Below are 24362 nucleotides of genomic sequence, written 5' to 3' on the forward strand. Positions count from 1 at the left end.
GAGGCGGCACACCGATCGGGTGGTCGCGTGCTGGGCGACGGTGCCTCGATGGTGGGACACGAAGAACAGCTCTCGCAGCACGAGCAGCGTCACCTCGCGGCACGGGAGACGGGGCGGCGGCCTTGGCGTTCGCCCGGAGAACCGGCCCCGGGACGGCACGCGGAGCCACCGCAGCCGCGACCCGAGGCACCCGGCATCGGAATCCGATACCCCGTCAGAGACTGGACGCCCATTGTGGTGGACAGGGCGATCAGCAAGTTCGAACCCCAGCCTCCGATCCGGACCGGACTCAATCGCGCCGATACCGAATTCGACGGCTGGAGCAGTCCCGAACTGACCCTGCGTTCGGCCTCGGTCCGTGGCTACCTACACCGGCACAACGGCAAGCCGCGGCAGGACGCCGTCGAGACGGCCTACCACCCCAGGACCAGGACCGTCGTGTTCGCCGTGGCCGACGGGGTCTCGAGCGCCCCGCGGGCCGAACTCGGCGCGGTGGTGGCCTGCCAGGCCTTTGTTGCCAACCTTATCCACCAGTTGGACCTAGGACAGGTCATCGAATGGCAGCAGGCAGTTGACTCCACGGTCGACGCCCTGCTCGTCGAGGGTTCCCGTCTGCCCGGTGTGACGGCCGGAGATCCATCACAGATCGAGCGGCAGCTCGCCACGACGCTGGTGGCGGGGACGATCTGGCCGACCGACGACGGCATGCTGCTGACGGTGCTGCAGATCGGGGATTCCACAGCGTGGATTCTCGACCGGGAGGGCTACCATCCGTTGCTCGCCTCGAAGAACGAGCGGCCGGGCGGTGTGGTTTCGAACGCGGTCTCGCCGCTGCCGCGCCGTCCGCAGGGTCCCATCGCCCAGGCCCGGTTGAACCTCACGCCCGGCCAGGTCCTGCTTGTGGGCACGGACGGTTTCGGAGACCCGCTGGGCGACGGCGACGGGCTGGTGGGCGAGCTGTTCCGCCACCATCTGCTCCCCGGTCCGCCTCCGGCCGTGGGCCTCGCCCACCTGCTTGACTTCTCCAGGGAGCTCTTCGACGACGACAGGACCCTGCTCGCGCTATGGCCGCTCGCGCAAGCCCGGGGGAGTTCGGGATGATGCCGCTGCGGCTCGCCGATCTGAACCTCGGCAGCGTGCTGGGCAGGGGCGGTCAGGGGGTCGTCTACGCGGTGCGGAACCTGCGCATCGACCAGTGCTGGGACGCCGTGTACAAGGAGTACAAGCCGTCCGTGCTGGCCGCGGCGGATCTCGTCGCCCTGGAGCAGGTGGTCGAGGCGCTCCCGGCATTCGCGACCACGGACGCCGCTTGGCTACGGGACAACAGCGCGTGGCCCGCAGGCCTAGTGCAGGACGGCGGCCGGATCACCGGCTTCCTGATGCGCGCAGTGCCGCCGGACTTCTTCTTCACGCCGCTCTCGCTCAGTTCGACGACACAGAACAAACCGAAGCTGTCCGCCTTCGAGTTCCTGTTCAACGATGAGTCGTACATGGCTGACATCGGTCTTCGGATTACCGACCACGACCGGCTTATGCTGCTGGCCTTCCTCGCCGGTTCGCTGCATCGGATGCATCGACTCGGCATCGCGATCGGCGATCTGTCGCCGAAGAACCTGCTGTTTCGGGTCGGCGCTAGGCCCGCCTGCTTCTTCATCGACTGCGACGCGATGCGGGTGGCGGGGAGCAGCGTCCTGCCACAGGTGGAGACACCTGACTGGGAGCTGCCCACCGGCGAGGAACTCGCGACCCCGGCTGGCGACGTCTACAAGCTGGGGCTGCTCGCCATCCGGCTCTTCGACCGGAATCAGAACTCGAAAGACCTATGCGCGCTCGAAGCCATCTCGAAAGAACTCGGTGAACTGGCGATGCGCAGCCTCGACGACAATCCCGCCAGGCGCCCGCTGCCGGTGGAATGGCTCGAGTCGCTCTACCCTGCGGCGCAGGCGCTACCGACCGCACCGGTAAGTTCGGCGACCACCGCTACCAACGCCGCGCAGACCACGCGGATGCCGGTCGCCGCTGGTATGTACGGTCCGGGCCCGCAGCAGTTCACTCCGGCTCCGGGACAGCAGCCGGTCGGCGTCGGACCCGCTCGACCCGGCAACGCGGGCCTTCGCGCGTTCGGCGCCACACTCGCAGCTGCGGCCGTCCTCGCAGGTCTGATCGCCGCGGGCGTCGGAATCGACCACGCCGTGCGCGACAGTCAGCGGGCTGCGGCCACGGGCGCCGTGTCGTCGACACCTACTGACACTGGTAATGCCGCCGTGATGCCGACTTCCGACAGTCCCACCGCCGCGCCCGCCACGACGGCGCCCACCAGTGTGGGCATCGTTCAGATTGCCCCGTCCCTCGCCTCGGATCCTCGGGCCGAGCAGGTGGCGGGCATGTTCAACACCTACTTCCAAGGAATCGACACGAAGAATTACGCGCAGGCCGTCAACGAGTACGACCCGTCCGGAGTGGTGGATCCGACCAACTCGACGCAGGTGAGCGACTTCGAGAAGGGCGTATCCACCAGCAACGATTCCCAGATCGACCTGCTCGCCCTCGCGCCCTCGGGCAGTGGTGCGGCGGCAACCGCGCAGTTGACGTTCCAGAGTCATCAGTCACCCGGATACGGGCCGCAGGGCAACACCGACGAGACCTGCACGGACTGGAACCTGACCTACACGCTGTCGCAATCCTCTGCGGGAGTCTACCTGATCCTGGGGACCCAGTCCGCAAGCGATTCGGCCTGTTGAACGCCGCCCGCGACCTCGCTACCACGGCTGTGCCGGAGTTGTTGTAAAGGTAAGTCGAGAACTGATTGATCGGCGCCGTCGGGATGTCGTCCACGCCACTTATCTGAAAGCTGATGTGGCTCTTCGGCCCGAGCTTGCCCTTCGCGGTGCGGGTTCCGTTGCGCGTGTCCAGCAGCCGGGTCGGCCGCCGTCTGGCCCACCGAGAAGTTGAGGTTCGACGTGCCGGGTAACTGCGTGTGTGCGCCCGACACGACCTCGGCCGAGCCTCCGCGGCTGTGCTCTTCTTCGTGGTCTGCTGGGCGCGTGTGTGCGCCGTGGTCGTGCTCGCCTCGGACGCCGCCGCCGCTGCGGATGCCCGTAGTGGTCGATAATTCGGCCACCGGTCTTGACCTGCTGCTTTGGCGGCGTGGTGGTCAGCGCTCGTGTGTGTCTCGTTGGTGTACCGGGCGATGGTCACGGTGCTGTCGTGGTTGGTGCTGTTGGCCTGGCCAACGTCGTGGCAGCACTCCCATGCCGGCGCAGAGCGCGCAGGCCAGCAGTTGCGCGGCACAGACGATCGCTACGACCACGGTCCAGGCTGTCGGTGTATGCGTGCCGTGCACGATACTGAACAACGCGCCACTCGCCACACCCGCTGCTCCCAGGATGAGGCCCGCCTTGGCGTCGGCTTCGCCGTTTCGAACTTCCGGTGCATTCGAGCAGGCGCCAAGCCTGGTCCCGCGACGGCGGGATCGGCGGCGGCGCGCCCGGGCGCGCCTCGCTCCGAACTTGCCGAAGCGCACGTGTCATCGCGCATCCCCCCTCCCCGTCCAGTCAGCCGCGGACGCGACGGCGATCGATCGCGCACGGCGCGCGCTGCGGGGCGCACACGGCGCGCGCCCCGCCGTGTTCCGCGCTCCGAGTGCCGTGTGTATTTCCACCCCCACCCTGTGAAAGCACGGACGCGGCGAAACGCGGCAGGTCAGAATCGGGGGAATGTCCGATCCTCCCACGACAACGGAGGAAAGCATGGGGAGTGCTTTCGATCAGGATGTGCGGGCTCTGATCGACTCGTGTCAAGCCGATTGGCTGCCGTCCAGTTTCCTGGGCCGGCTGCCACGGCCGGCGCTCGACGCGTTCCAGGCCGCAGGAACGCTCGTCCGCTTCAGGCCCAAGGAGATCCTGATCACCGAGGACGACGCGGAGACCGACGTCTTCCTGCTGCTGTCGTCCTGTGTGAAGGTCACCGCCGCGCTCGACGCCGACGGCCACGCGCTGCTAGCCATCCGGGTGGGCGGCGACATCGTCGGCGAGATCGCGGCGACGGACGGGGGACGGCGTGTTGCCACGGTCCGGGCCTGCGGGCGAGAACCCGTCTACGCGATCCGGCTGGCCCAAGCCGACTTCCACCGCGAAGCCTCGGCCTACCCGGACGTGCTCCTACGCCTGTCGGGGGCGATCGGCCGCAAACTGCGCACGGCTACGCGACGGCGCGTGGACTACTCGGGCCAGCCCCCGCTGATCCGCCTGGCCCGCGTTCTGGTCGAACTCGCCGACGACTACGGGCAGCCGCTCGGCGGCAAGAGCATCATGATCGGTGTCGATCTGACCAAACTCGAACTGGGCACGCTGGTCGGAGTCACTCAGACCACTGCGGAGCGGGCTCTGCGCACGATGCGCGAACAAGGGCTGATCGACACGCGCGGCCGTCGGCCGATCGTCCGGGACGCAGAAGCGATGCGAGCCCTCGCCCGGCCGCTCTCCCAGACCGACAAATGACGGTTTAACAGAACTCTCGGACCGAACCGGCCGATACTGCGTACCTACGTATCTGCGTACTCGGACGGTCTGCCTCGCCGAGCGGGAGGGGGCGGTCCGGCCTCGCTGCGACCGTCGGGAGAGCCCGTTGCGCCACTCAGTGTCCGACCGCGTACGTCGGTTGATAACTTTCGACGACATCCGCGGATACCACAACCACAGCACGACCGCGCAGCAACTGCTGCTGATGTCGGTCGACGCCGCGCGACGGCGCGCCGCGCAGAATGTCGGCCTCGATCGCGGAGCAGCGGACATCCAGTCGCACGGCGACGGGGAGATGGTCCGGTGGCCCGAGGACGTCACGGCCGTCGCGGTGTTGAACGACTATGTCCGAGAACTGTGTTCCGAGTTGGCCTCGCTCAACCGGGAGAGGCCCGAAGGCCGACCGATCCAGTTACGCATGGCCGTGGTCGACGGATACTCCGCGCTGGAGGGCGACAACCTCGCCGGCCGTGGGCCCGTCACCGCATCGCGACTGCTCGACGCCAAGCGGTTGCGCGAGGCGCTCGCGCTCGCGCCGGGCCACCCTCTCGCTGTGATCACCACGGACGAGATCTACCAGAATATCGTCGCGGACCCGTACCGCCAACTGCAGCCCGAGGACTATGTCCGGGTTCTGGTACGCAACGACCGCAAGGACTTCGCACAGACCGCCTGGCTGACCGTGCGCCAGCCGGGCCGAGCAAGACCGACGGGCCGCGCACCGATCCCCGACCCGAAAGCGGCCCGCCCGCAGGCAGCCGGTATGTCCAGCACAACACGCCCGGCGCCGGCGGCATCGTCTTCGCCTCGCAGGGCGGCGTCCAGAACAACACCATCGAGAAGGGTGCCGATCGGCCATACTCCCGGTTCTTGCCGGAGTACCACGCGTCGATCTCGCGGCCCTTCTTCGAAACTTTCGTCTCGGCCAGTCGATCGGTCGCCATCAGTGTGCCGTCCAGGATCAGATAAGCGCATCTCGCGGCTTTCGCCGCTTCCAGCGCCTCCTGCAGATCAGGGGCCTCATCCGAGAGGACCTCAAGAACCTCGTCGCGGTAGCGATACGCGGTGGTGCGCGAGAGGCCGAAGCCGGCCCCGAGCCGCTTGACGTCGCACCGATCGCGCAGCCACGTGGGGGAGTGGTGGGCGCGCTGGAGTTGTACCCGCAGCAGCATCGGCGCGATGTCGGTCCGCGTAGGGATCGCGCATCGACGTGCCCTGAGGAAATTTCTCATTTTGCGTGTCTGCGGCATGCTGCGGTGCAACTATGAGATTTGGAGGTTCGCCGTGTCCGCGTCGCGTTCGAGGGGGATGAGTTGCTTTCATCGACGTCGCCACTGGCCGCACGGTGATTCGAGTGCTGAGATTCCTCGCCAGGACGGGACCGTTCACATTCGTTCTTCTGGCAGCGGCGGTCTGCGCAGTCGTGGTCTTTCACGAGAGCTGGACTTTCGTGATTGGCCCGGTCGCAGCCTATGTCGTCGTCCTGGCCTGCGCGGGTGCATGGTATGGCCAGAGTGGTAGGCATTCTTCGTCGGCGGCTCTCGTCCCGCCGGGATTCAGCCCGCCTGCACAGCTTCCACCGTTGCCCCTGTTCGTCGGCCGGGGTGACGAGCTTGAGCGCTCATTGGCGGCCTTGCACGATGAGCGGCGGGGGACGAGAAGAGATCCGCGGATTGTCCTGGTGACCGGGCATCCCGGGATCGGAAAGACCGCCTTCGCCGTCCGACTGGCCCACGCCGTCGCCAGCGCGTGCCCAGATGGCAGCCTGTTCAGTCGAGTCGGTCGTGCGACGGTACTGCCCGGATCGACGGAGGACGAGCAGCCCGAATACGTCCAGGCGCTGATCTCAGCGCTGCGGGAAGCGCATGCAGTCGACCCGGGTGGTCATGCCTCGCTCGGAGAGTTGACGCAGGGCAAAAGGCTCTTGTTTCTCATCGACGATGTCAGCGACGAGTCAGACCTGGAGCCGCTGCTCGACGTATCGCCAGGCTGCATCGTCATCGTCACCTCGCGAAGCCGCTTAGCGCGTCTTGCGTGGACGCACGAGGTGGAACTCGGCCCTTTGACGGACACCGAGGCGGTGGATCTGCTCACCGTGATGCTCGGCGCGGACGGCGTCGACCAGGTCGCTGAGAGCAGCGGAGCCCCCGAGGAGGTCGTTCGCGCCGCCGGCAGATTCCCCTTGGCCGTGCGCATGGCGGGCATCGCCCTGGCGAACGGCCCGTTCGCCTCGCTATCCAGTGCCCTCGAACGGATCAACGAATTCCAGCCCCGGCCTGCCGTCGAGCCGTCCGACGGGCTCGACGTCGGCTACGCCTTGCTTGCCGATGAAGAGCGCACCGCGATTGATGTCATCGGGACGCTCGACGGCCAGATCCTCGCGCCGTGGACGCTGGCCGCGCTCTTGGACGCGACCGCACGAGCATCGACCTACGATGACGAATCCGCGCAGCGCATCCTCGACGCCCTTGTGCGCGTGCGCTTCCTCGAACGGTTCAGCACCGACGGCGCCAGCGTCCCGCTGTTCCGCGTGCACGACCTGATCATGGTCTATGCGCGGCGCAGAGCGGAACGACTCGGCCCGGACCACGTCGCAGCGTGCCAGCGCTCTCTCGAACTGTCACGCTTGGCGCGCAGCGATCTTGGACTCGAACGTTCGGTCGTCCACGACGCGCTGGACGCAATGGGAAGCGGCGATTTCGACAGGGCACTGCGGCTTGCGCGTGAGAGCGTCGCGCTGGGGCGCGAGAACCGCAACCCAGCGGTCGAAACGATCGGACTGGTCACGCTCGCCGAGATTCAGATTGAGCTCGGCGGGACCCGTCAAGCGAAGGAACTCGTCCAGGCGGCGGGCCGCGTCGAGATCGAGGGCCCCTCGCCACAGGCGCTGCGCTGTATCGGGAAGATCGATCGCAGGCTCCGCAAGCTCGATCAGGCGGCCGCCGAACTTCGAGAAGCAGTGCAGTGCGCGAAAGCCGTGCATGACGACCACGAAACGGTGCATGCGCTGCGTGAACTCGCAGTCGTGTACTCCGAAGCCGACCGTCCAGACCAGGCACGCGAGGCGACCGCACAAGCGACCGAGATAGCCCGATCACTCGGCGACGCCGGCGACAGGCTCCTGGCCGGTGTGCTGTGGGCGCTCGGGCGGATACACCGCCGCGCAGGCGACTTTACCAAGGCCCTCGACGCGCTCTTAGACGCCGACGTCGTGGCCCAGCAGACAGGCGCCCGCCTGTGGCAGGCATGGATCCGGTACGAGACCGGCAGAACACGCCTCGCGCAGGGCGCCGCCGACCAGGCATTGACCGACGGAGCAGCGGCGTTACGCCTGTTCACGGGTATGCGCCACGAATACGGCGCTGCATACTGCGAAACGCTGCTCGGTGAAGCGATGATCGACAGCTCGCAAGAGCCCACCGAGGCTGCCCGGATCCTTGAGCACGCCCTCACCACATACCAGCGATGCGGTGATCCGTGGATCGAAGCTGAGACCGCACGCATCGCAGCCGCAGTCCGCATCATCCAAGGACGGCACGCCGAAGCCGCGCGGCTGCTTGAGACGGCCGCCGCGGCGTTCGACGACGTCGGCGACCACGGGCGTGCGGAGGCCGTCCGCAGACAGCACCTTGCGAATCCCTGGGCGCGGCGCGGCGGCGTACGTGCTCTGCTCGGTCGCCGACGCGGCGTACTGACCGAATTGCGCCAACCGGCCGGACGATAAGCGGCCTGCGACATGCGACGACTCCGCCGTAAGATCAGCAGGCGTGCGCGCCTGATCGCGCTGGCGATCACCGGATTCGCCTTGATCAGCGTGGCGCCGCTCGGCGGCCTCTTCGCTACGTGGACCACGGCCAAGTCTCTGCAGGTGTACGCGACGCTCGGCGGCGGAGTCCTGGCAGCGGTCGCCGCCATGATGGCTACGAAGGACGAGCCGCGCGGCCAGATCCCGAGGCGCCTGCCTAAAGGGGCCGAGGTGTTCATCGGCCGCGAGCGCGACCTTGAGAAACTGCACGCGCTCTACGCGGAGCAGACGGTCGCGGGACCGAGCCGCTCTGCCGCCTCCGTGAGCTCCGGTCATTCCGCGCGCGCCCGCACGATCCTGATTCACGGCCAGCCAGGGGTCGGCAAACGCGAGTTGGCCCGAGCATTCGCGGCGAGCATCGAAGCCGACCACCCGGACGGATCACTCTACTTCGACCTGGCTACCGCGACCGTGCCCAAAGGGCCGGGCGAGGTGCTCGGCGCGATGCTGCTGGCGCTCGGGGTGGAGCCCGGGGCAACGACCGAGGAGAGGATACGGCAGTTCCTGACGCGCACCTCCCGCCGTGACGTACTGATCCTGTTGGAAAACGCCACCGACCTCGATCAGGTCAAGAACCTGGTACCGAACCACCCCGGGTGCACGGTCGTGATCACCAGCCAGCGCACGCTCGGCGGCAGCTTCGGCCCTCGCTCGATACGGATCAGCCTTCCGGATTCGAGCAGCGCCGCGCGCATGCTCTACGCCCACGGTTCACTGCGGGCGAACACCGACCCGCTTGAGGTCGCCGAAGTCATCGAACTGTGCGGGCGGCTGCCGTCCGCGCTCCACGTCGGGGGTCAGCTCATCGCGGGAGACCCAACCGCACTCGCTGATCTGCCGGCCCGCCTCGGGCCCGAGCACGGGCGGCTGCGCGCCCTATGCGGCGTGGACGGCCCGGTGGAACAGGAGATTCGCCAGTCATACGACCGGCTCGGACAGCGGGAACAGCGCGCGCTGCGCCATCTCGCGCTGGTCGACTCGACCACCTTCTTGCCTTGGGTGCTCATTCCATTGCTCGGCCTCACCTACGACGAGGCCACCGCGGTGATGAAACGGCTCGCCGAGGTGGAGTTGGTCCAGCGCGTCGCCGCTGACAGGCTGCTGGGGATTTACCGGTACCGGCTTCACGCCCTCACGCGCAGCTTCGCCCGAACCGAGCTCGACGAACGGGAAACCACTGCAGAGCAGGAAACCGCACGGCAGAACCTCGATACCCGGTTTTTAGCGGTAACCGAACTGATCCTGGCCCGCCTCGAACCGCAGCCGGCCGGCCTGGGAGCTGTCGGCCCGTTGCCCGTGCCCGGCTTCGAGCACGCGATCGTCCAGCTCTCCACCCACCCCGATCATTGGGTTCGCGCCGAGTACGGCAACCTGGTGCGCGGCGTCGAGATTGCTTACCAAGAGAAGAACTGGGCCCTGTGCTGGCGCATCGGAGCGCGACTCGGCGGCTGCGTGCCCCAGTACGTGGACATGGCCGACTGCCGGCGCGCCTTCACGAAGGCCTACAAGGCCGCGAACGCAGACGGCAGCAACTCCGGCGGCATCCGCGTCAAGATCGCCCACGCCGCCTACCTCGGCGCAGTCGAAAATTACGCCGCTGCTCTCAACCTCCTCGCCGAGGTGGACCAGCTCATCAGCGCGTACACTCCCGCCACGGCAGAAGACCCGAACCCTCACTCCCTGCGCGCCGCACAGCTGCGGACCGAGGGCGAGATCTGGTTGCAGGCCGCCTGCTACCACCGCGGACAAGCAAGGCTTCACACGGCGCTCGAACAAGCACAGGCCTGTGACGACGAGACAGAGAGGCGCCGCATCGAAGTGCTGGCCGCCGAAGCGGCCTCCGCGCTCAGCCCGGAGCAATGGCTGACAGAACCCGCCCATGCCGGTCCTGGCCCGACCGACGACAGGGCCCTGTTCCGCACCTATCTGGCACGCGCGGAATGGGCCCGGCGCAAGATGCGATGGGACGAGGCGCGCACATCACTGACGTCGGCGCGCGATGTCAACCACGGGGACGCACGACGGCGTGCAGCAGTCGAGTACCGGTTCGCGAAATTACGGCTCAGCCAATGCCGCGATGCCGAGAGCCCGAACCTCCAGGCCGAGCACGCTGCCGACGCCCTCGTCCACGCCGCGACCGCCGCATACCGCTTCAACCGCATGGACAACCACGCCGGCGAGATCCGCGCCAGATGCATGATCGTGCTCGCCTACATCGAAATCGGCGAGCTCGAAGAGGCCGCGCTCCACAGCGCCCAAGCTCGCCAGAAGCTCGAGACGCTAAGAGCCGTTCCCGGCGATGCCGGCGAGAGCGTGAGCGCGCTGGGCGCGAGAATCGACCGCGCCGAAGGACTGCTCGAATACTGCTCCAGACAGTTCACCAACGCACGGATGCACCTCAGCCACGCACACCAGGCGTTCACCGAACTCGGGGACTGGTGGGCGGCAGCGGAGTGCGAGCTCTACCTCGGCCTCGTCATGCACGAACTCGGCGAGACAACCAAGGCCAACGCCCGACTCTGGGCCGCACGCGACGCGTTCGAGATCTGCGGGGATGAGTTCAACCTCAGCCGCGTCAAAGATGCGCTGGCCGCCATCGCACTCGACGCCACGCCGAACCGGCGTCCTAGGCGCGGCCCTGCGGTGAAGTCCCGGTCCTTGGCGATCTATGCCGGCGCAGGCGCGAGGCGCTCTGGCCGACGGAACAATGCACGCTGAGCTGCATGAACAGCCAACCACTACGCAGCGGACGCTCTACCGACAATCTCTATGGCCCTCCCCACGCCATCGCTCTGCCGCGACCTCCGCGCAGCGCGCCGGGTCAGTGTCCGTGCCGTTCGCCAGAAGGCTCCTGGGTATGCCAGCCCGATCCGCGGCGCAAGCTCACGAGTGAGCCTCTTGACGGGCGTGCGTCCCGCGTGCCTGCTGCTGGCAGTCAGGTCCAGGCGGGTTCGCCGCGATGCGTCGTGATCTTCAGGACTTCGCAGCCCATGCGCTCGACCGCGTCGAGTATCACCGCTCGAGCCTTGGCTTCGTCGTCGGGCGGGTAGGCGATGCGGATCTGGTGGCCGTAGGCGGTCTCGTAGGTCAAGCGCCATCCGTGCTCGGGCGCGGCGAAGTGGTCCTGGTGGACGTCGCCGTTGTCGTAGGCGCGGCGGTCGAGCGTCGGGGCGAGGGCGTTGCGCAAGATGCGTAGCCGCTCGGAATACGGATGCCGGCCGTAGTCGAGTTTGATGTAGACGTGCTTGAGCTCGCGGTACGGATCGAACCAGGGCGCGGGCTGGTCGGGCTCGCGAGGGCTGAAGACCGTGGTCTCGATGCGGCCGGCCAGCCATCCGGCCAGGAACTCGACCGCGCCGACCGGAAAGACGTCGTAGCTCCAGCTCCGCTGGTTCCAGGCGATCGTCGTCCACTGGTCGGGCTCGCCCTCGGTCAGCCAGCACAGGCGGTCCCCGTTGTCGGTGCCCGCCCATTCCAGCAGGCCGCCTGGTTCGGGGTAGATCGCGTACGGGCTGTCCTCGGGATTCTCCTCGCGGAACGAGTGCTCGGAATCGAGGATGTCACGGGCGCTTCGCATCAGTAGATCGCGTGAGCCGAAGGGCGTGAGTGGGGTGATGAAGTCGACGAACTGCCCCAGGCCGTAGGCCTCGATGAGCTGTTTGAAGTCCGCGGGTAGGGCCAGTCCCAGTTCGGCTTCGACACTGTGCCAGTCCCCGCGTGCGTCAACGGGAGCAGCGGGCGGCGGCACCAGGCGGGTCAGCTCGTCGAATGCGGTCACGCCGCGAGTCTAGGCCCATACATAGCTGGCTCGAGCGTTCGCCATGAGGTGCGCGGCCTGGGACAGGTCACTCCGTTGCAAGGGCGTACCGCGCGGCGTGTTGGAAGGCCTTGTCAGGGCCGCGCTTCGCCTTGGCCGCGACCGTGAAGCGTTCCTGCAGGGGCGCGTTCTCGCCGGTGCCGCTGCCGACGGCGGCCTTGGTCCATTCGGTGACGATCATCTCCCATTCCCGCATGGCGGTGCGCAGGTCCTCGGCGGCGTCGGCCGCGTGGCCTGGCCCTGCGATGGTCACCGCGGCGGTCGCGGCGCTGAAGTGGGTCCAGGCTTCGTGGACCTCGCGGTATTGCGATTGCCAGTCGGCCGGTGTGCTCTCGGGATCGAGGAGGTGGTCGCTTGCTCGCCAGAGCTCGCGGGCGAGAGCCTTGGTCGTGGTGATCAGATCCTGGTAGGCAGCGCGACGCATCTCATCGCGCCAGCGGGTGCGATCGTTGGCGTGCTGCGAACGTTGAGACCTGGCTTGCCCCAGGACTGATACGACGCCACCGCCGAGGCCTCCGATGGCACCGACCCCTGTTCCGATGATCGCCGCGATGCTCGCATCCACCCAGTGGATATAACAGACACGCAAGACACTGGTCCACGGCGCGCGGGGGTTGTGCGGGCGCTACGGGGTCCCCAGGGCTGCTCGCGATTCGCCTCAGTTTGTTGGTATTCGAAGGGCTGGGCCGGGGTTGAGCCGTGTGTGGTCGTTGCGACTCGGTTAGCTCGGCGCTATACGACTGAGTGACCAGCGGCGGGCGGGGAAGTCGAAGAGCCAGTTCGCCTGGCGGATGGTCGGGTAGCCGAGGATGAGGTCCATGGGCAGGTCGAGGGTCGCGTTCACGGGTGAGAGGTCGATCGCGGCGACTGTGTGGGCGGTGAACTGTGCGCCACCGATCACCGGTCCTGTCATCAGGAATATCGGTGTCTGGAAGGAGGCGCCGGTGGCGTCGGTTCCGGTGGAGGTTCCGGCGGGCTCGAACAGCCGGGGGTGTTTGTCGATAAACGTCTGGTCGACGATGGTCAGTCCGGCTCCGGTATCGAAGCATGCCTGGGCTTGGGCGTCGGTCCAGTCGAGTTCGACGTAGCAGTGCTTGCGTTCGTCCATGACCAGTGGCAGCGCGGCGTCCGGGTGGGGGGAAGCCTCGATGCGTAGCTGCTGATGAGCGAGGTCGAAGCGGCAGCAGGCGCTGGCGAGGATGTCCATACCGAGCAGGTCGCGGGCCCCGGGTTGGGCCGCGGCTACCCGGACCACCTCAAGGTCTTGGGCGTGTAGCGGGCCTACGGCCAGTTCCGAGATGCAGACCAGTTCGTTGCTGGTTTCGGCGACCGCGCCGTAGGAGGCCTCAGTGCGCACCGTCGCCAGGCCCGCCGTGTGTGGATCGGTGAGCAGTTGGCTGCGTGCTGCCCCGGTGTCCAGGAGAAATCTGCGCGGGCGCCCGTCCACGGTGGCGTCGATGAGGACTTCGGCGGCTTCAGACTCGTCCGGGTCGGGTGCAATGATCAGTGGGATGTCCTGCACTCGGCGAGCCTATCGCCGCCGAATCTGGTGTGCCGTTTCTGCCGGTGCGGTGGAGTGGGGTGGCCGGCGGGGCTGTGAGTAAGGGGCGTCCCCGGCGCTCATCGAGTTGGTGTGAAGAACAACGAGAAGCAGGCCAGGGGCACCGTCCCTCGGCTTAGCCGCTCGCGCCGGGCGGGGGAGGTGACGCGACCGTTCCCACGGAAGATTAGTGCGTCCCGGTTCCGCGCGAGGCACTTGGGAGCCGCAGCGATCCGCGGCGTCGGCGCCATCCTGAGGTTCCCACGGCGGAGCTCGCAGGGCGGGGCGCAGGTCGGTGCCCGTAGGCATCACGCTCGCTTGTGCGCCGGAAAGTGCTTCGAGCCTGGCTTTTCGGGCCCTTCGTGATCATTATGGGGTGTAGGGATCTGTGCGGCTGGTGACGTGATGGCGTACGTGGAGCGTTGCGGGCGGGTGTGGCGGGGCCGTTGGCTGCTGGCCGATGGGCACCGGTACGGGAGCCGGTCCGGTTTCGCGACGAGGCGGGAGGCCAAGCGTTTCGCGGATGCGCGCGAGGTCGGTGAGCGCGCGCTGGCTGAGGCTCTGGTCGAGGAGCGGGAGACGGCCGTGGAGCCGCTGGTCACGGTCGGGGCGTGGTGGGAGCGGTGGTTCCCGGTGCAGGATCTGGCGCCGAGCACGCTTGAGACGTACGCGCAGCAGTACCGCCACCACATCGCTCCGCGGTTCGGTGAGGTGCCGGTCGAGCTGGTCACGGGTCTGGATCTGGCGGGTTTCTCGCGCGATCTGCGGCGAGGAGGTTTGTCGCCGTCGAGCGTGACGGTGACCATGAGTGTGCTGCGCGACCTGCTGGGCGATGCCGCCGCCGAAGGCGTGATTCCGGCGGCTCCGAAGATGCCCGGGCGGGGCCGTAGCCGGCGCGCGCCGGTGTCGGTGCGCCCGGGGCGGGTGCTGGATCTCGAGACCGTGCTGCGGGTGTGCGCGCGTCTGCCCGGGCAGTTCGCGCTGATGGTGGTGGTCGGTGCGTTCACCGGGATGCGCTGGGGTGAGGTGTGCGCGATGCGCTGCGTGTTCCTGCACCTGCCGCAGACCGGTGACGCGCCCAGTGGGGCGGGTTCGGCGTGGTACGAGGTCCACGCCCGGGTCGGGGCGGTGCACGAGGACGTGCATGCCCGCCGCTACTTCGGCCCGCCCAAGGGCGGACGCGGGCGTGTCGTGGATCTGCCGCCGTTCCTGGCCGGACTGCTGGCCCGGCACGTCCAGGCGGCCGGCGGGCGGGAGCTGTTGTTCGTCAACCGGTGTGAGGGGCCGATCCGGCACACCGACTGGCTCCATACCTGGCACGCCGCGTGCGAAGGAGACGGGAGCCGCGCCGGTGGCGAGGGCGGTGCACTGTGCCCGGGGGCGCGGTTCCATGACCTGCGTCACTCCCACGCCACGATGCTCGCCGAGCTCGGGGTGCCCGAGGCCCTGCGTGATGAGCGGCTCGGGCACCACCAGCCGGGGGCGCGCTCGATTTACACCCACACCACCCCCGCCATGCGCACCGCGATGATCGCGCAGCTGGAGGCCAGGTGGACGCAAGCTGTCGCACGGTCCGGCATTGACGTGGAGCGGCTGTTCGCCGACGACGGCCGCGCCCGGATCGCGGAGCACGGCAGGGCAGGGTCCGGCTCCTCCCATGCTCGGTGCGGACGCGGGGTGGCGGCTGGATCCTGAGCGGGCAATGCGTTTGCGGGCGCGCGTGGAGTGTGGATGGTCGGGCCGTTCGCGGCGACCGGCCGGCTAGGGTCTCGGCGGCGGTCAGGAGTTCGAGCGGCCGGAGGTGGCTGCTACCACCGGGTGGGCGGAGAAGTCCGTGCACAGGTCGATCGGCAAGCTGAACGAGGACGTCTTCGTCGTGTTCGGGGGAGTGATCAGAAGCGAGCCGCCGTCCGCGCCGGGGCAGTTCGCACTGACGGGCGAGGTGCCGTCGGTGGGGTGGTCGAGCCACTCGATGACGCCCGAGGCGTGCCCTCCCGGGGGAGAGCGTCACCGTCGTCACTCCTGCCGCGCCGCCCTCGTAGCCTGCGAGCGACCGCTTGGCGTCGAGCACCACCTGGCCGGGCTTGTCGGTGACCGCGGCTCCGGGGTAGTCGGACATTGTGCAGGTGGAGCCGCTGGTGTTGGTGAACAGGAGCACTAGGCTCTCGTGTCCGGCCGAGGCGTCCGGCATCGTCAACTGGACGCTGAGCTGGCCGTTCGCGCAGACTGCAGTCCCCGAGGCAGCGCCGTTCGCCGAACTGGCTGCGACGTCCGCGGGCACGCGCAAGCGCCCTGGTGTGGGACATGAGCCGCTCCAACGATGCCGCCGTTCCTCTGTCCCGGACCCTGGAGTAGAAAACCGGGCGATGAGACAGCCAATGAAGTGAGACGCTGTCTTCGTGGACGTCCAGTCGATCGCCGTGATGAGGGTCCCGTTCGTGTTCACGCAGGACGACCTGCTTCGCACGGACGAGTTCGTCGATGAGGCGAAGAGCCGCGGATTCGAGGTGGCCCTCGACGACCTGCGCCAGCTTCATGAACTGGGTCTCCTGTGCCCGCTGTTTCGCGTGGATGACGATCCCGACCCGCGGCTCGTCATCGACGTACCGCCGCCGATGGGAAACGATCCGGGCTACTCCGCCTTGCTCGCCGCGTCGCAGGGTCGACTGCACGACCCTGCCGCTGAGGGATACTCGGAGGCTTTCCCGTTCGAGATCCCCGAGGGTCTCTCGCCCCGCGAGTGGTGGAACGGCTATCTGTACTCCTCCTGGCAGTTGCTCAATCTGTTCGATGCGCTACGCGACCGGGAGTGGATCGAGCAGGGGATCGACCTGGCTGACCGCATGGACGGGGTGAGGCGAGCTCGAGCGGTGACGTTGGCGCTGGCCGCCTTGGCCCCGCGCTTCATGCCGGGGGTGATCGGCCAACTCTCCCTCCCGCCGTTCGCCGACCAGGAGGCTTATTTCGCGTTCCGCCATGAGGCGGGAGCAGCGAAGCTCCTGGAGGCGGTCGGGTATGACCCGGCCCGGCTCCGCCCAGAAGCCGAGCGGCTTCTGGGGTGGGCCCACACTCGGGACCCTTTGATCGACTGGCTCCCGGTGTTGCGGCACTCCGATCACACGGGATGGTTCAAGCTCAAGTTGCAGGCGCTTCATTGCGCCTGGGCCCGCGTCGCCGCGGAGGTACTTCTGCGCGCGCACGAGGAACTCGCCGACGCTGGCGCTCTCGAACAGCTGCCGAGCCTCCAGGGGCTGATGTGGCACACCGCGCTGCACGACAGGCTCGGCGCCAAGGCCGGCGAGGTCCCTTCGCTCGACCGCGCGCTGGGAAGCTTCGGTCTCTCGCCGCACCCGCGGGTGCTGATGCTCGTCGAGGGAAAGACCGAGCTCATCCACATTCCGGCTCTGCTCGCCGAACTGGGCTTAGCGAGATCGGACCAGGTCCGCGTGCAGAAATGCGGCTCGTCTGACATCAACGTACAGCTGATCACCCGCTATGGCATCACGCCACGGCTGGGCCAGAAGATCGGCGACGTGCAGCTTCTCGATCGCATCCCCACGGCCCTTGTCGTGGTGATGGATCCCGAGCACCAGTGGACGACCCAAGCCACGCGAGACAATGTGCGGCGCATCCTGCGAGATGCGATCCGCGAGGAGGTCGAGCTCCAGGGCGGCGAGATCGGCGACAGCGATCTCGACTGGCTGGTCAACATCCACGTGTGGGGCGAAGACAAATACGAGCTCGCGAACTTCACTAACGACGAGCTCGTTCCCAAGATCACGGAGATCGCCCTATCCCGCGGCAACCCTCTCGCGAGCACAGACGGCTGGGAACCAGAACTCCGTGCCAAGCTCGAAGCGGCACGGCAGAATCACCACGACATCAAGGTGCCCCTAGGGCAGATGCGCATAGGAGACATCAAGACGGCGCTGGCTACCGCGCTGTGGCCGGTCCTGCTGGCAAAGTGCGAGCTGGAATTGGCGTCAGGCAAGATCACGACACCTGTGCTCGAGCGCGTACTCGAAGTCAGGCAGATCGTCGCACGACTCAGCGGCACGGGATATGCGCTGCAGCGGCCACCGTATGACGAAACTCATGCCGGAGAATGAATCTGTACCAGGAAGGCTTTCGACCCCGCCCTCAACAACGTCCCCGGAGCATAGACGTAACCCATGTAGCGGCCATCGCGGTGAAGCGCGCGGTCTTCCAGTTGACTTCTCCGCGCCTGACACGGAGGCTAGACGCCTCACGCGCCAAGCACGCCCGACACAGTGTTGGTGTCCTTTAGCAAGTCTGAACCGAGCCGATGTGCCCGGGAAGCCCTTGCTCGCGGAGCAACTGGACAAGCTCGGGGCCGTCAATCAGCTTCAGTGGAAGTTCGTCTGCGAAGCTGCGTGAGTCCGGTCCGAAGCCTGAGGTCGTGACCAGGATTCCCTTGGCGGCTCCATGGGCGATGACGGTTCCGTACAGTTCGCGTACGACGGCGGGGTTTACCGTCTTGCGGTATCGCTTGACCTGGATGGCGATCTTCCCGCCGGTCAGCGGGTCGCGGTCGACGGCGAACACGTCGACGCCGCTGTCGCCGCTGCGGCTGGTGGTCATCACGTCGTAGCCGCGGCATTTGAACAGCGTCGCGACGAGCTTCTCGAATTCGAGTGGATCCATCTCGAGCAGATCGATGTCGTCGCCTTCCCCGTCGCGCAACTGCCCGCCGCGTACGGATTCCGGCAGCCGATGCGGGACGATGACCTGGAGTTGGTCAGGCTTCGCCGCGAGTCGGCCGCCGAATTCTTCGACGCAGCTGACGGGATCGGCGTGCCGCAGGTCCACGGCCGCCAGGGCGTCTCGCTGTATCGCGACCGAGACGAGCGGAAACTCCGCTTCGCGCCCTGTCACCGGGTCCACGGCCCGGATGAAACCGGTGAACACCAGGGACTTAAGACGCTGTGCGTAGTCCGCAGAGAAGAAGCGGTAGGCGGTACGCAGCGCGCACTGCGCGAGCAGATCGCGGTACAGGACGCGGCGCTCCGCAGCCGGCCGGTCGATCGATTTTTCCTGGTCGGTGCTCTTCACGTACCGGAATCGGCTCGATTCCGGTACGACCTGCATGCCCGGCAATTGCCAGGCCACGACCAGTTCGCCGCGCGCCGCGTCCCAGGCGGCGCGCCGTTGGATCGGGAAGGACTCCGGCCAACGGTCGTTGGAGGCGACCACGGAGAAGAACTGGAGCACCCCGTCGTCGTCGCCGTAGCCGTAACGGGCGGCGACATCGTCCATCGCCCGATTGTGCTCCTCGACACGAGCCTGCTCCCGACTGACCCACTGCTGAAATTCGCTGTGATACGCGGCCAGTTTCTGCAGGCGATCGCTCTCGAGCTGAGAAGCTCGGTGCCAGTCGGCTTCGTAAGCGGCCCGCGCCCGGGCGAGCGCCGCCTCGTGCTCAGCTCGTGCCTTGGGCGTGCGCGCCATGATCCCCGTCAGCGCCGGCACCTGGTAGTCCGAGGGCTTAGGCTCCACAACCGGCATACCGAGCGGCCCCGGATTAAAGCGCGGGGGATCGAAGGCCGTCTTGCACTGATAGATGCGGAAGGGGCCGGCGTTCACCGCGGTCGACAGGACGCTGCGCAGCGTGGCGAGGTCGTCCTCGATGAGCCGATTGCGCGCGGCGACATCCGCCTCCCGACCCTGCTGGTAGCTCTGCAGCGCCTCTCGGCTTCGCTGCGCCTGGGCCCGCTCGGCCGCGCGCTGCGCGCGGGCCTGCTCCAATTGCATCCGGCGCCACTGCCGAGCCTGAGCCTCCTGCGCGCGTCGAGCACGCTGCTGAGACTCGAGATACGCCGACACGATCTGTGAGCTAACGCTGCGCGCCACAAACCCACCTCTGCTGTCCCACCGCGGCCGCCTACCGCTACGTTGCTAAGAGTATTGTCACCGTTCAGGGGGTCGTTCACCACAGCAGGGGGCCCGATCGGCCAAGTGCCCGTTCCCACCTTGTGACCAGCGGGCGGGGTGCCGTTCGATGCAATGCCGTCCCACGCTGACGATCAAGCATCGGCCTGGCTAGCTGGTGCATGACCACGTGCCGGAGATGGTCAGCTCGGTCGCACCCGCCTGGTCCGCGTCGAGAGTGACATTCAGGGTGCCCGATTCGAGCGAGGGGTTGATGGTGGCGAAGTAGGTGGTGGTCGGCTTCATGTAGTACTCGTACGAGCTGGAACCGTTCGACAGGTAGTCGGCGACCGCTTGCTGGGATTGCACGTCGAGCGATACGGCGCCGTCCGGGACCTGGCCGGGGTACGAGTTCCCGATGAGTTGGTGTCGGCCGGGGGAGGGGTCGCCGATAGTCTGGCCGGAGGAGAGCGAGATCTGCCACTCGTTGCCCGGCGTCCTGACCGTGACCTGGGCGTCCCATGCCGCTGTGCTGCCGGGAGCCGCCATCCGGCACTCGGTCGTGAAGGCGTCCGGGCTCGTGTCGTACGACGCGGCGGTCTGAACCGGCCGATCATCGACGGTCCCGGTCGCGCTAGCGACGACAGCGCCGGTGAACACCAGATTCGTGCCCGGGGCTGTCTGCTTCGGCTTCGAGGCCGCAGTCGTTGTCGGAGGCTTCGAGGCGACAGTTGGCACCGCCGCGGCGACATGCGCCGGCCCCGAGGACCTCGAAGCTGCAGGGGAGGGCCGTGTTGAGAGCAAGCCCGTCTTGGGCGCCGCCAGCGTCTTATCGATTACAGCCGACCCACTGCTCGCGGTCGTTCCCGCGCCCATAACGACACCCACCACACCGACGAGGATCAGAAAACAGAGTACGGCGCCCACGCAGATCAACACGATCAGCGCAGGGTGAAGCTTGCGCGGCGGACGCGTCGGCGGCGGCTGGTACACGCCCGATTCCCTTCGGCTGGTGACAGTGCACTTCACGCTAGCTTCGCGTTACGCATCCGTCAGAGGCGTGATTCAGTTGTGGTCGGATCGAGACGTGCAAGAGCAGGGGAGGTGCGCGACTTCCAGGGGCTCGCGCGGCACGCACACCCCCAGGCCGATGCATGGTGAGGCCGGGCTCCACGGAGGCCACCTCGATACAGTCAAACCCCGCGAGCAGACAGGCGCCGACCTCGTCCGCCAATCCGTCGCACAGCGGACGCGACCGATGCAACAACGTGGCGTTAAGCAGGCTGTGCGTCATGCGGACCGCAACAGCCCTAAGCCTCTGGTTTGCCGTCACCGCACCTGGCGGCAGCCTGAGCGGGTGTTTAGATCCAAAGGTTGACCTAGATGTTATGCATGGATGAAGGAGATGGCACCCTGACCTGCGGGAACACGGGAAGGTGCAGAATAGCGAACGTTATGCATGATTCCATCCAGCTCCGGCCTGCACGCGTGCGGCAGCACCGCTCTGACCTGCGGGTATCGCGGCGACTCGTGGTTAGACAACATTATGCATGACGGCGGCCGCAGGCAGCGCCACGGCGCGGTCCGACGCAGGGTCCGTTATGGCCGATCCGGACGGTGCGGGGCCCTGACCTGCCATTTCGCGTTGCGCGCGGGTGTGCGGGCGGTGGAAGCGGGGAACTCTGACGGTCACGCAACGTAGCATTCGTCCGGGCATGCGAGCCCGTCACGGCAGACTTTCTGGTCATTTCTGGCAAAGATGCAGTTCAGTGGGCCAATGTGAGGTCAAGAGGCTGACTACGGATCGTTGACACGCATAATCTCTCGTCTGACCCCCCATATGCATTGACCTGCGCGTATGCGGAGGCTGATGGGTGTGACCTCGCAGTTTGCCGCCAGCGCCTGCCGATCACTGCCGATCTCTGCCGTTGGCTGCCGAAAACGGCACCACTTTCGGTCCAATCTGGGTCCAACACAGAGTTCTGATAGGCGCGAAACGCCGGTGTCGTTGACCAGGTGTGGGAGGCGGGACGGGCCCGGCTTTGGACCGCGTTGGACCAACTTGGACCCCGCACCGCTGGCCGGGCTGGCGCCGATCGAGCGATCATGAATGTCTATTGCGGATTCCGTGGCGGTGAGTCGTGGCCTTTGTCGAGCGGTGCTGGAAGTGTGGCGAACTCACTGGCTGCTGTCCTACGGGCGCCGGACGGGGGTCACGGCTTCAGTAGTCACGACGGTGTAGAGATTCATCAGGACACGCCCGGTGCGGACCGCCGCCCGACCTCGGCGAACCTGTTCGTCGACGATGCGGATGCGTTCGGTGTGTAGTGGCCTCGGCGGGCGCCGAGGCTTGTGGCAGCCGTCGACGAGTCCTCCGCGGAATGTCACGCCTTGTTTGCGCTGGGGTCCCTGCGCTCAAGGTTCAGGACGAAGGCTCTGATGTCGCATCCCGTTCGGGCGCTCTCGACCTCGATCTGGGCGTTCAGCCTGGCTTCGAGCTGGTCGCGGTCGAGCCTGCTTGCCGGTTTGTCGCGGCGGTAGTCGTCAGGGTCCCATTCATCCTGGGGGTACCAGCTGGCGAGGTAGATGCCGTGTTCAGTCTTGGCGGCGCGCATGTACTCGGTGAGCTGAGTGCGCACGCCGGTGTCGATGTCCTTGTTCCAGGGCCCCTTAATTTCGATCACGACGCGGCAGGGTTCGCGGTAGGGCGCCCGTCCTTCCGGGGTGCTGACTTGGCAGAGCAGGTCGATGCGTTCCCCGACGGCGCTCGGGTTCGTGCTGGTGCGCCCTACCTGGACCTCGCGGTCGGTGAATACGCCACGGGCTTCCAGATGATCGCGAAGGTGGCGGGCGATGTAGTCGGAGACGTCGGGTTCGTGTTTCGGCCGCCAGTGCGAGGGGCCGTCCTTGCTGCGCTGCTCGTCCCAGAGGAACCTCGCCTCGGCGGGCATGCCGTGCATGGCCTTCTGAAGCTCGCCGATCTCGTCGAGGACCAGTTCGAGCAGGTCGGTGCTGTCGCGGATGATGCGGCGACCGTTCGCGCGCACGAGGGCGTGCAGTTCGGCGGGGCTGGGCGTGTAGTGGGTGGCGGTTGTCTGGATGGCTTCCTGGGCTTCGACGAGTGCGCGGCGCATCCACCGGCGCTGCGGGTTGTCGCGTACGAGGGCGGTGACTTCCCGCAGTGCGCTGGGCATCGCTCGGTCGACGAGCATACGAAGCGAGCGCTCGCGCCAGAATTCGAGTTCGTGGCTGTTGTGGAACGGGTTGACCGTCTGCTCTTCCCAGGAGTCCTCCTCCGGCGGGACGTATTGCAGGCACCATCGGTAGAGCTCGGCGAGTTGGGCGTCGGCGAGCGAGGCGAGGATGGCAGTGGAGGAGTCGGAGCGTGCGAGCCGGAGTGCCAGAGTCCGACCCCATGCAGGGTCCGCGTGCATCGCGCGGAGCACACTCGGCCATGCGTCCTGGGGTTGGCCGGCGAGGAGTATGGCCGCGATCCCCGCGCGGTCGCCCGTGTTGGCGTCGGCGCGGTCGTCGTCGAGACGCGCGCACAGCTGGTCGAATGTCGCCTGATGGCGTTGGCAAAGCAGGAGGTGCGAGACGAGCTGGAAGTTGTTGGGCTCGGTTCGCCACGTGAGCGTGTCGAGTCTCTCCGCGAGCGCTGCGGCGAACTCCTCACTCCAGTACTCGGCGGCGAACCCGATCTCGTGTGCGGTGCGTCCCGCGGATTCGGCCGCGATCAGCATTCGCAGCGCTGAGTCCTGTGCCGTCTGGAGGGCGGTGCGGGCGAGGACGCGCAGCAGCGTGGTCTTTACCGGGACGGCGTCGGGCGATCCGCCGGCGACACTGTGGGCGACGATCGCGGGTGCCCATGTCTCCCAGATGCGCGGTGGGAGGCGGTCGAGGTCACCGGGCCGGTAGCGCAGCAGCGCGGCGAACGAGACGTAGCCAGTGCTCGCGGCGCGGTGCCATGTGCCAGGCGCGTCGATCCACTCGTCGGTGTGCGGGTGCTGGCCCTTGACGAACGCGGCGGCCGCGTCGAGGAGCCTGGGTATCGCGGTCTGATCGTCTTCTAGCAGGGCTTTGAATCCCGGGGTGAGAGTCAGATCGTCGCCGGGTACGTCCCATAGGAACGTCGGTGCAGGATCGGGCGGGGCCGACTGTAGGAGGACACACAGCCGCGGGAACGAGTCGGCAGCTCCTGAGCCGGCCGCGGTCAGGAGTTCGGCGAGCGAGGCGATGGCCGCTTCGCGGGCAGCCGGGTCGGGTTGGAGGTGGGGTTCCTCGGCGGTCACGGCCTGATGCGTCGCTGCACGCGATGGGATAAGGCGGTTCGCGGGTGCGCCGGCGAGGAGGGGTTCGAGTACGCGTGCGGCGCGGGAGTCAGGGGATTGGGTGGCGAGTTGCCTGTGCTGCGCGTTGCTCGGGTCGAAGACGGAGCGCAGGAGCGAATGCCAGAGGGCGGCGTGGGCTTCGTCGGCGGCCTGCTCCTGCTCGAGCATCCAGGCGAGGTCTTCGGTGCGTGTGAGACCGAGGCTGGTGGATATCGGGCTGTGGGCGAGGCGTGCCGCCTCCACAGTGGTGGCCAGGTCGTTGATGACGAGCGTTAGCAGGGTGCGACGGTCTCGTGTGTCGCGCGGCTCGTCGGGGATGCGCCCGGGCCAACTGCTGCCGTGGTCGGTGAAGATCTGCGCGTGAATCAGTTCGGCCAGTGCGGGCAGCAGGGGCTCGCGGTCGGCGGCGCGCCAGGCGCGGGAGACGAGCCTGTTGGTGATCTCGCGGGAGGGTCGGGTG

16 protein-coding genes and 1 pseudogene are annotated in these 24362 nt (G+C 67.4%); 8 read left to right on the forward strand and 9 right to left on the reverse strand.

The annotated features are described in order from the left end of the window. Nucleotides 1-237: 237 nt before the first annotated feature. Together KDK95_RS16545 and KDK95_RS16550 are read left to right on the forward strand one after the other, a co-directional pair. Nucleotides 238-1101 (forward strand): protein phosphatase 2C domain-containing protein, encoded by an 864-nt coding sequence (locus KDK95_RS16545; RefSeq protein WP_212519073.1) that lies wholly within the window; start codon nt 238-240, stop codon nt 1099-1101. Then, the gene (locus tag KDK95_RS16550; protein WP_212519074.1) at nt 1098-2741 is read left to right on the forward strand and encodes a hypothetical protein; all 1644 of its coding nucleotides are present in this window, start codon (nt 1098-1100) and stop codon (nt 2739-2741) included. The genes KDK95_RS16545 and KDK95_RS16550 overlap by 4 nt, the downstream gene beginning before the upstream one ends. A gap of 413 nt (nt 2742-3154) precedes the next feature. Here KDK95_RS16550 and KDK95_RS38845 read toward each other — a convergent pair whose 3' ends face one another. Beyond that, nucleotides 3155-3523: a Pycsar system effector family protein gene (locus KDK95_RS38845; protein ID WP_504798556.1), complete on the reverse strand. Its 369-nt coding sequence runs from the start codon at nt 3521-3523 to the stop codon at nt 3155-3157. 226 nt (nt 3524-3749) lie between these two features. On the opposite strand from KDK95_RS38845, the gene KDK95_RS16555 reads away from it, so the two are divergent. Further along, the gene (locus KDK95_RS16555; RefSeq protein WP_212519075.1) at nt 3750-4499 is read left to right on the forward strand and encodes a Crp/Fnr family transcriptional regulator; all 750 of its coding nucleotides are present in this window, start codon (nt 3750-3752) and stop codon (nt 4497-4499) included. Between the two features lie 136 nt (nt 4500-4635). On the opposite strand, the gene KDK95_RS16560 is transcribed toward KDK95_RS16555, so the two are convergent. Continuing rightward, on the reverse strand, nt 4636-4803 hold the full coding sequence (locus KDK95_RS16560) for a hypothetical protein (protein WP_212519076.1): 168 nt from the start codon (nt 4801-4803) through the stop codon (nt 4636-4638). Nucleotides 4804-5970: 1167 nt separating this feature from the next. Here KDK95_RS16560 and KDK95_RS16565 point away from each other — a divergent pair. Both KDK95_RS16565 and KDK95_RS16570 read left to right on the forward strand, forming a co-directional pair. Further along, nucleotides 5971-8244 (forward strand): tetratricopeptide repeat protein, encoded by a 2274-nt coding sequence (locus KDK95_RS16565; RefSeq protein ID WP_307844397.1) that lies wholly within the window; start codon nt 5971-5973, stop codon nt 8242-8244. Nucleotides 8245-8256: 12 nt separating this feature from the next. Continuing rightward, a complete protein-coding gene (locus KDK95_RS16570) occupies nt 8257-11043 on the forward strand; it encodes an ATP-binding protein (protein WP_212519078.1) in 2787 nt (928 codons plus the stop codon). 217 nt (nt 11044-11260) lie between these two features. On the opposite strand, the gene KDK95_RS16575 is transcribed toward KDK95_RS16570, so the two are convergent. The 3 genes from KDK95_RS16575 to KDK95_RS16585 all read right to left on the reverse strand — a co-directional run bounded on the left by KDK95_RS16575 (nt 11261) and on the right by KDK95_RS16585 (nt 13664). Then, the gene (locus KDK95_RS16575) at nt 11261-12103 is read right to left on the reverse strand and encodes an SMI1/KNR4 family protein (RefSeq protein WP_212519079.1); all 843 of its coding nucleotides are present in this window, start codon (nt 12101-12103) and stop codon (nt 11261-11263) included. 67 nt (nt 12104-12170) lie between these two features. Next, entirely contained in the window at nt 12171-12707 is a 537-nt protein-coding gene (locus KDK95_RS16580; protein ID WP_212519080.1) for a hypothetical protein, read from the reverse strand. 156 nt (nt 12708-12863) lie between these two features. Beyond that, nucleotides 12864-13664: a retropepsin-like aspartic protease gene (locus KDK95_RS16585; protein WP_212519081.1), complete on the reverse strand. Its 801-nt coding sequence runs from the start codon at nt 13662-13664 to the stop codon at nt 12864-12866. Nucleotides 13665-14087: 423 nt separating this feature from the next. On the opposite strand from KDK95_RS16585, the gene KDK95_RS16590 reads away from it, so the two are divergent. After that, nucleotides 14088-15377: a tyrosine-type recombinase/integrase gene (locus tag KDK95_RS16590; RefSeq protein WP_212519082.1), complete on the forward strand. Its 1290-nt coding sequence runs from the start codon at nt 14088-14090 to the stop codon at nt 15375-15377. 307 nt (nt 15378-15684) lie between these two features. Here KDK95_RS16590 and KDK95_RS38250 read toward each other — a convergent pair. Further along, nucleotides 15685-16149 (reverse strand): annotated as a pseudogene (locus KDK95_RS38250) (DUF4232 domain-containing protein); the annotation flags it as partial. On the opposite strand from KDK95_RS38250, the gene KDK95_RS16600 reads away from it, so the two are divergent. Then, entirely contained in the window at nt 16082-17791 is a 1710-nt protein-coding gene (locus KDK95_RS16600) for a hypothetical protein (protein ID WP_212519083.1), read from the forward strand. The pseudogene KDK95_RS38250 and the gene KDK95_RS16600 sit on opposite strands and share 68 nt — an antisense overlap. Nucleotides 17792-17966: 175 nt before the next feature. On the opposite strand, the gene KDK95_RS37425 is transcribed toward KDK95_RS16600, so the two are convergent. Both KDK95_RS37425 and KDK95_RS16610 read right to left on the reverse strand, forming a co-directional pair. Further along, nucleotides 17967-19526 carry a restriction endonuclease gene (locus KDK95_RS37425; RefSeq protein WP_212519084.1) on the reverse strand — a complete coding sequence of 520 codons (1560 nt, stop codon included), beginning with the start codon at nt 19524-19526 and terminating at the stop codon, nt 17967-17969. Between the two features lie 216 nt (nt 19527-19742). Beyond that, nucleotides 19743-20231 carry a hypothetical protein gene (locus KDK95_RS16610; protein WP_212519085.1) on the reverse strand — a complete coding sequence of 163 codons (489 nt, stop codon included), beginning with the start codon at nt 20229-20231 and terminating at the stop codon, nt 19743-19745. Here KDK95_RS16610 and KDK95_RS16615 point away from each other — a divergent pair. Then, on the forward strand, nt 20224-20526 hold the full coding sequence (locus KDK95_RS16615) for a hypothetical protein (RefSeq protein WP_212519086.1): 303 nt from the start codon (nt 20224-20226) through the stop codon (nt 20524-20526). The genes KDK95_RS16610 and KDK95_RS16615 overlap by 8 nt on opposite strands. 1429 nt (nt 20527-21955) lie before the next feature. Here KDK95_RS16615 and KDK95_RS16620 read toward each other — a convergent pair. After that, the coding region (locus tag KDK95_RS16620) for a DUF8371 domain-containing protein (protein ID WP_212519087.1) at nt 21956-24362 on the reverse strand (2407 nt) is incomplete at its 5' end.

Source organism: Actinospica acidithermotolerans, from assembly GCF_018139625.1.
Classification (GTDB): Bacteria; Actinomycetota; Actinomycetes; order Streptomycetales; family Catenulisporaceae; genus Actinospica; species Actinospica acidithermotolerans.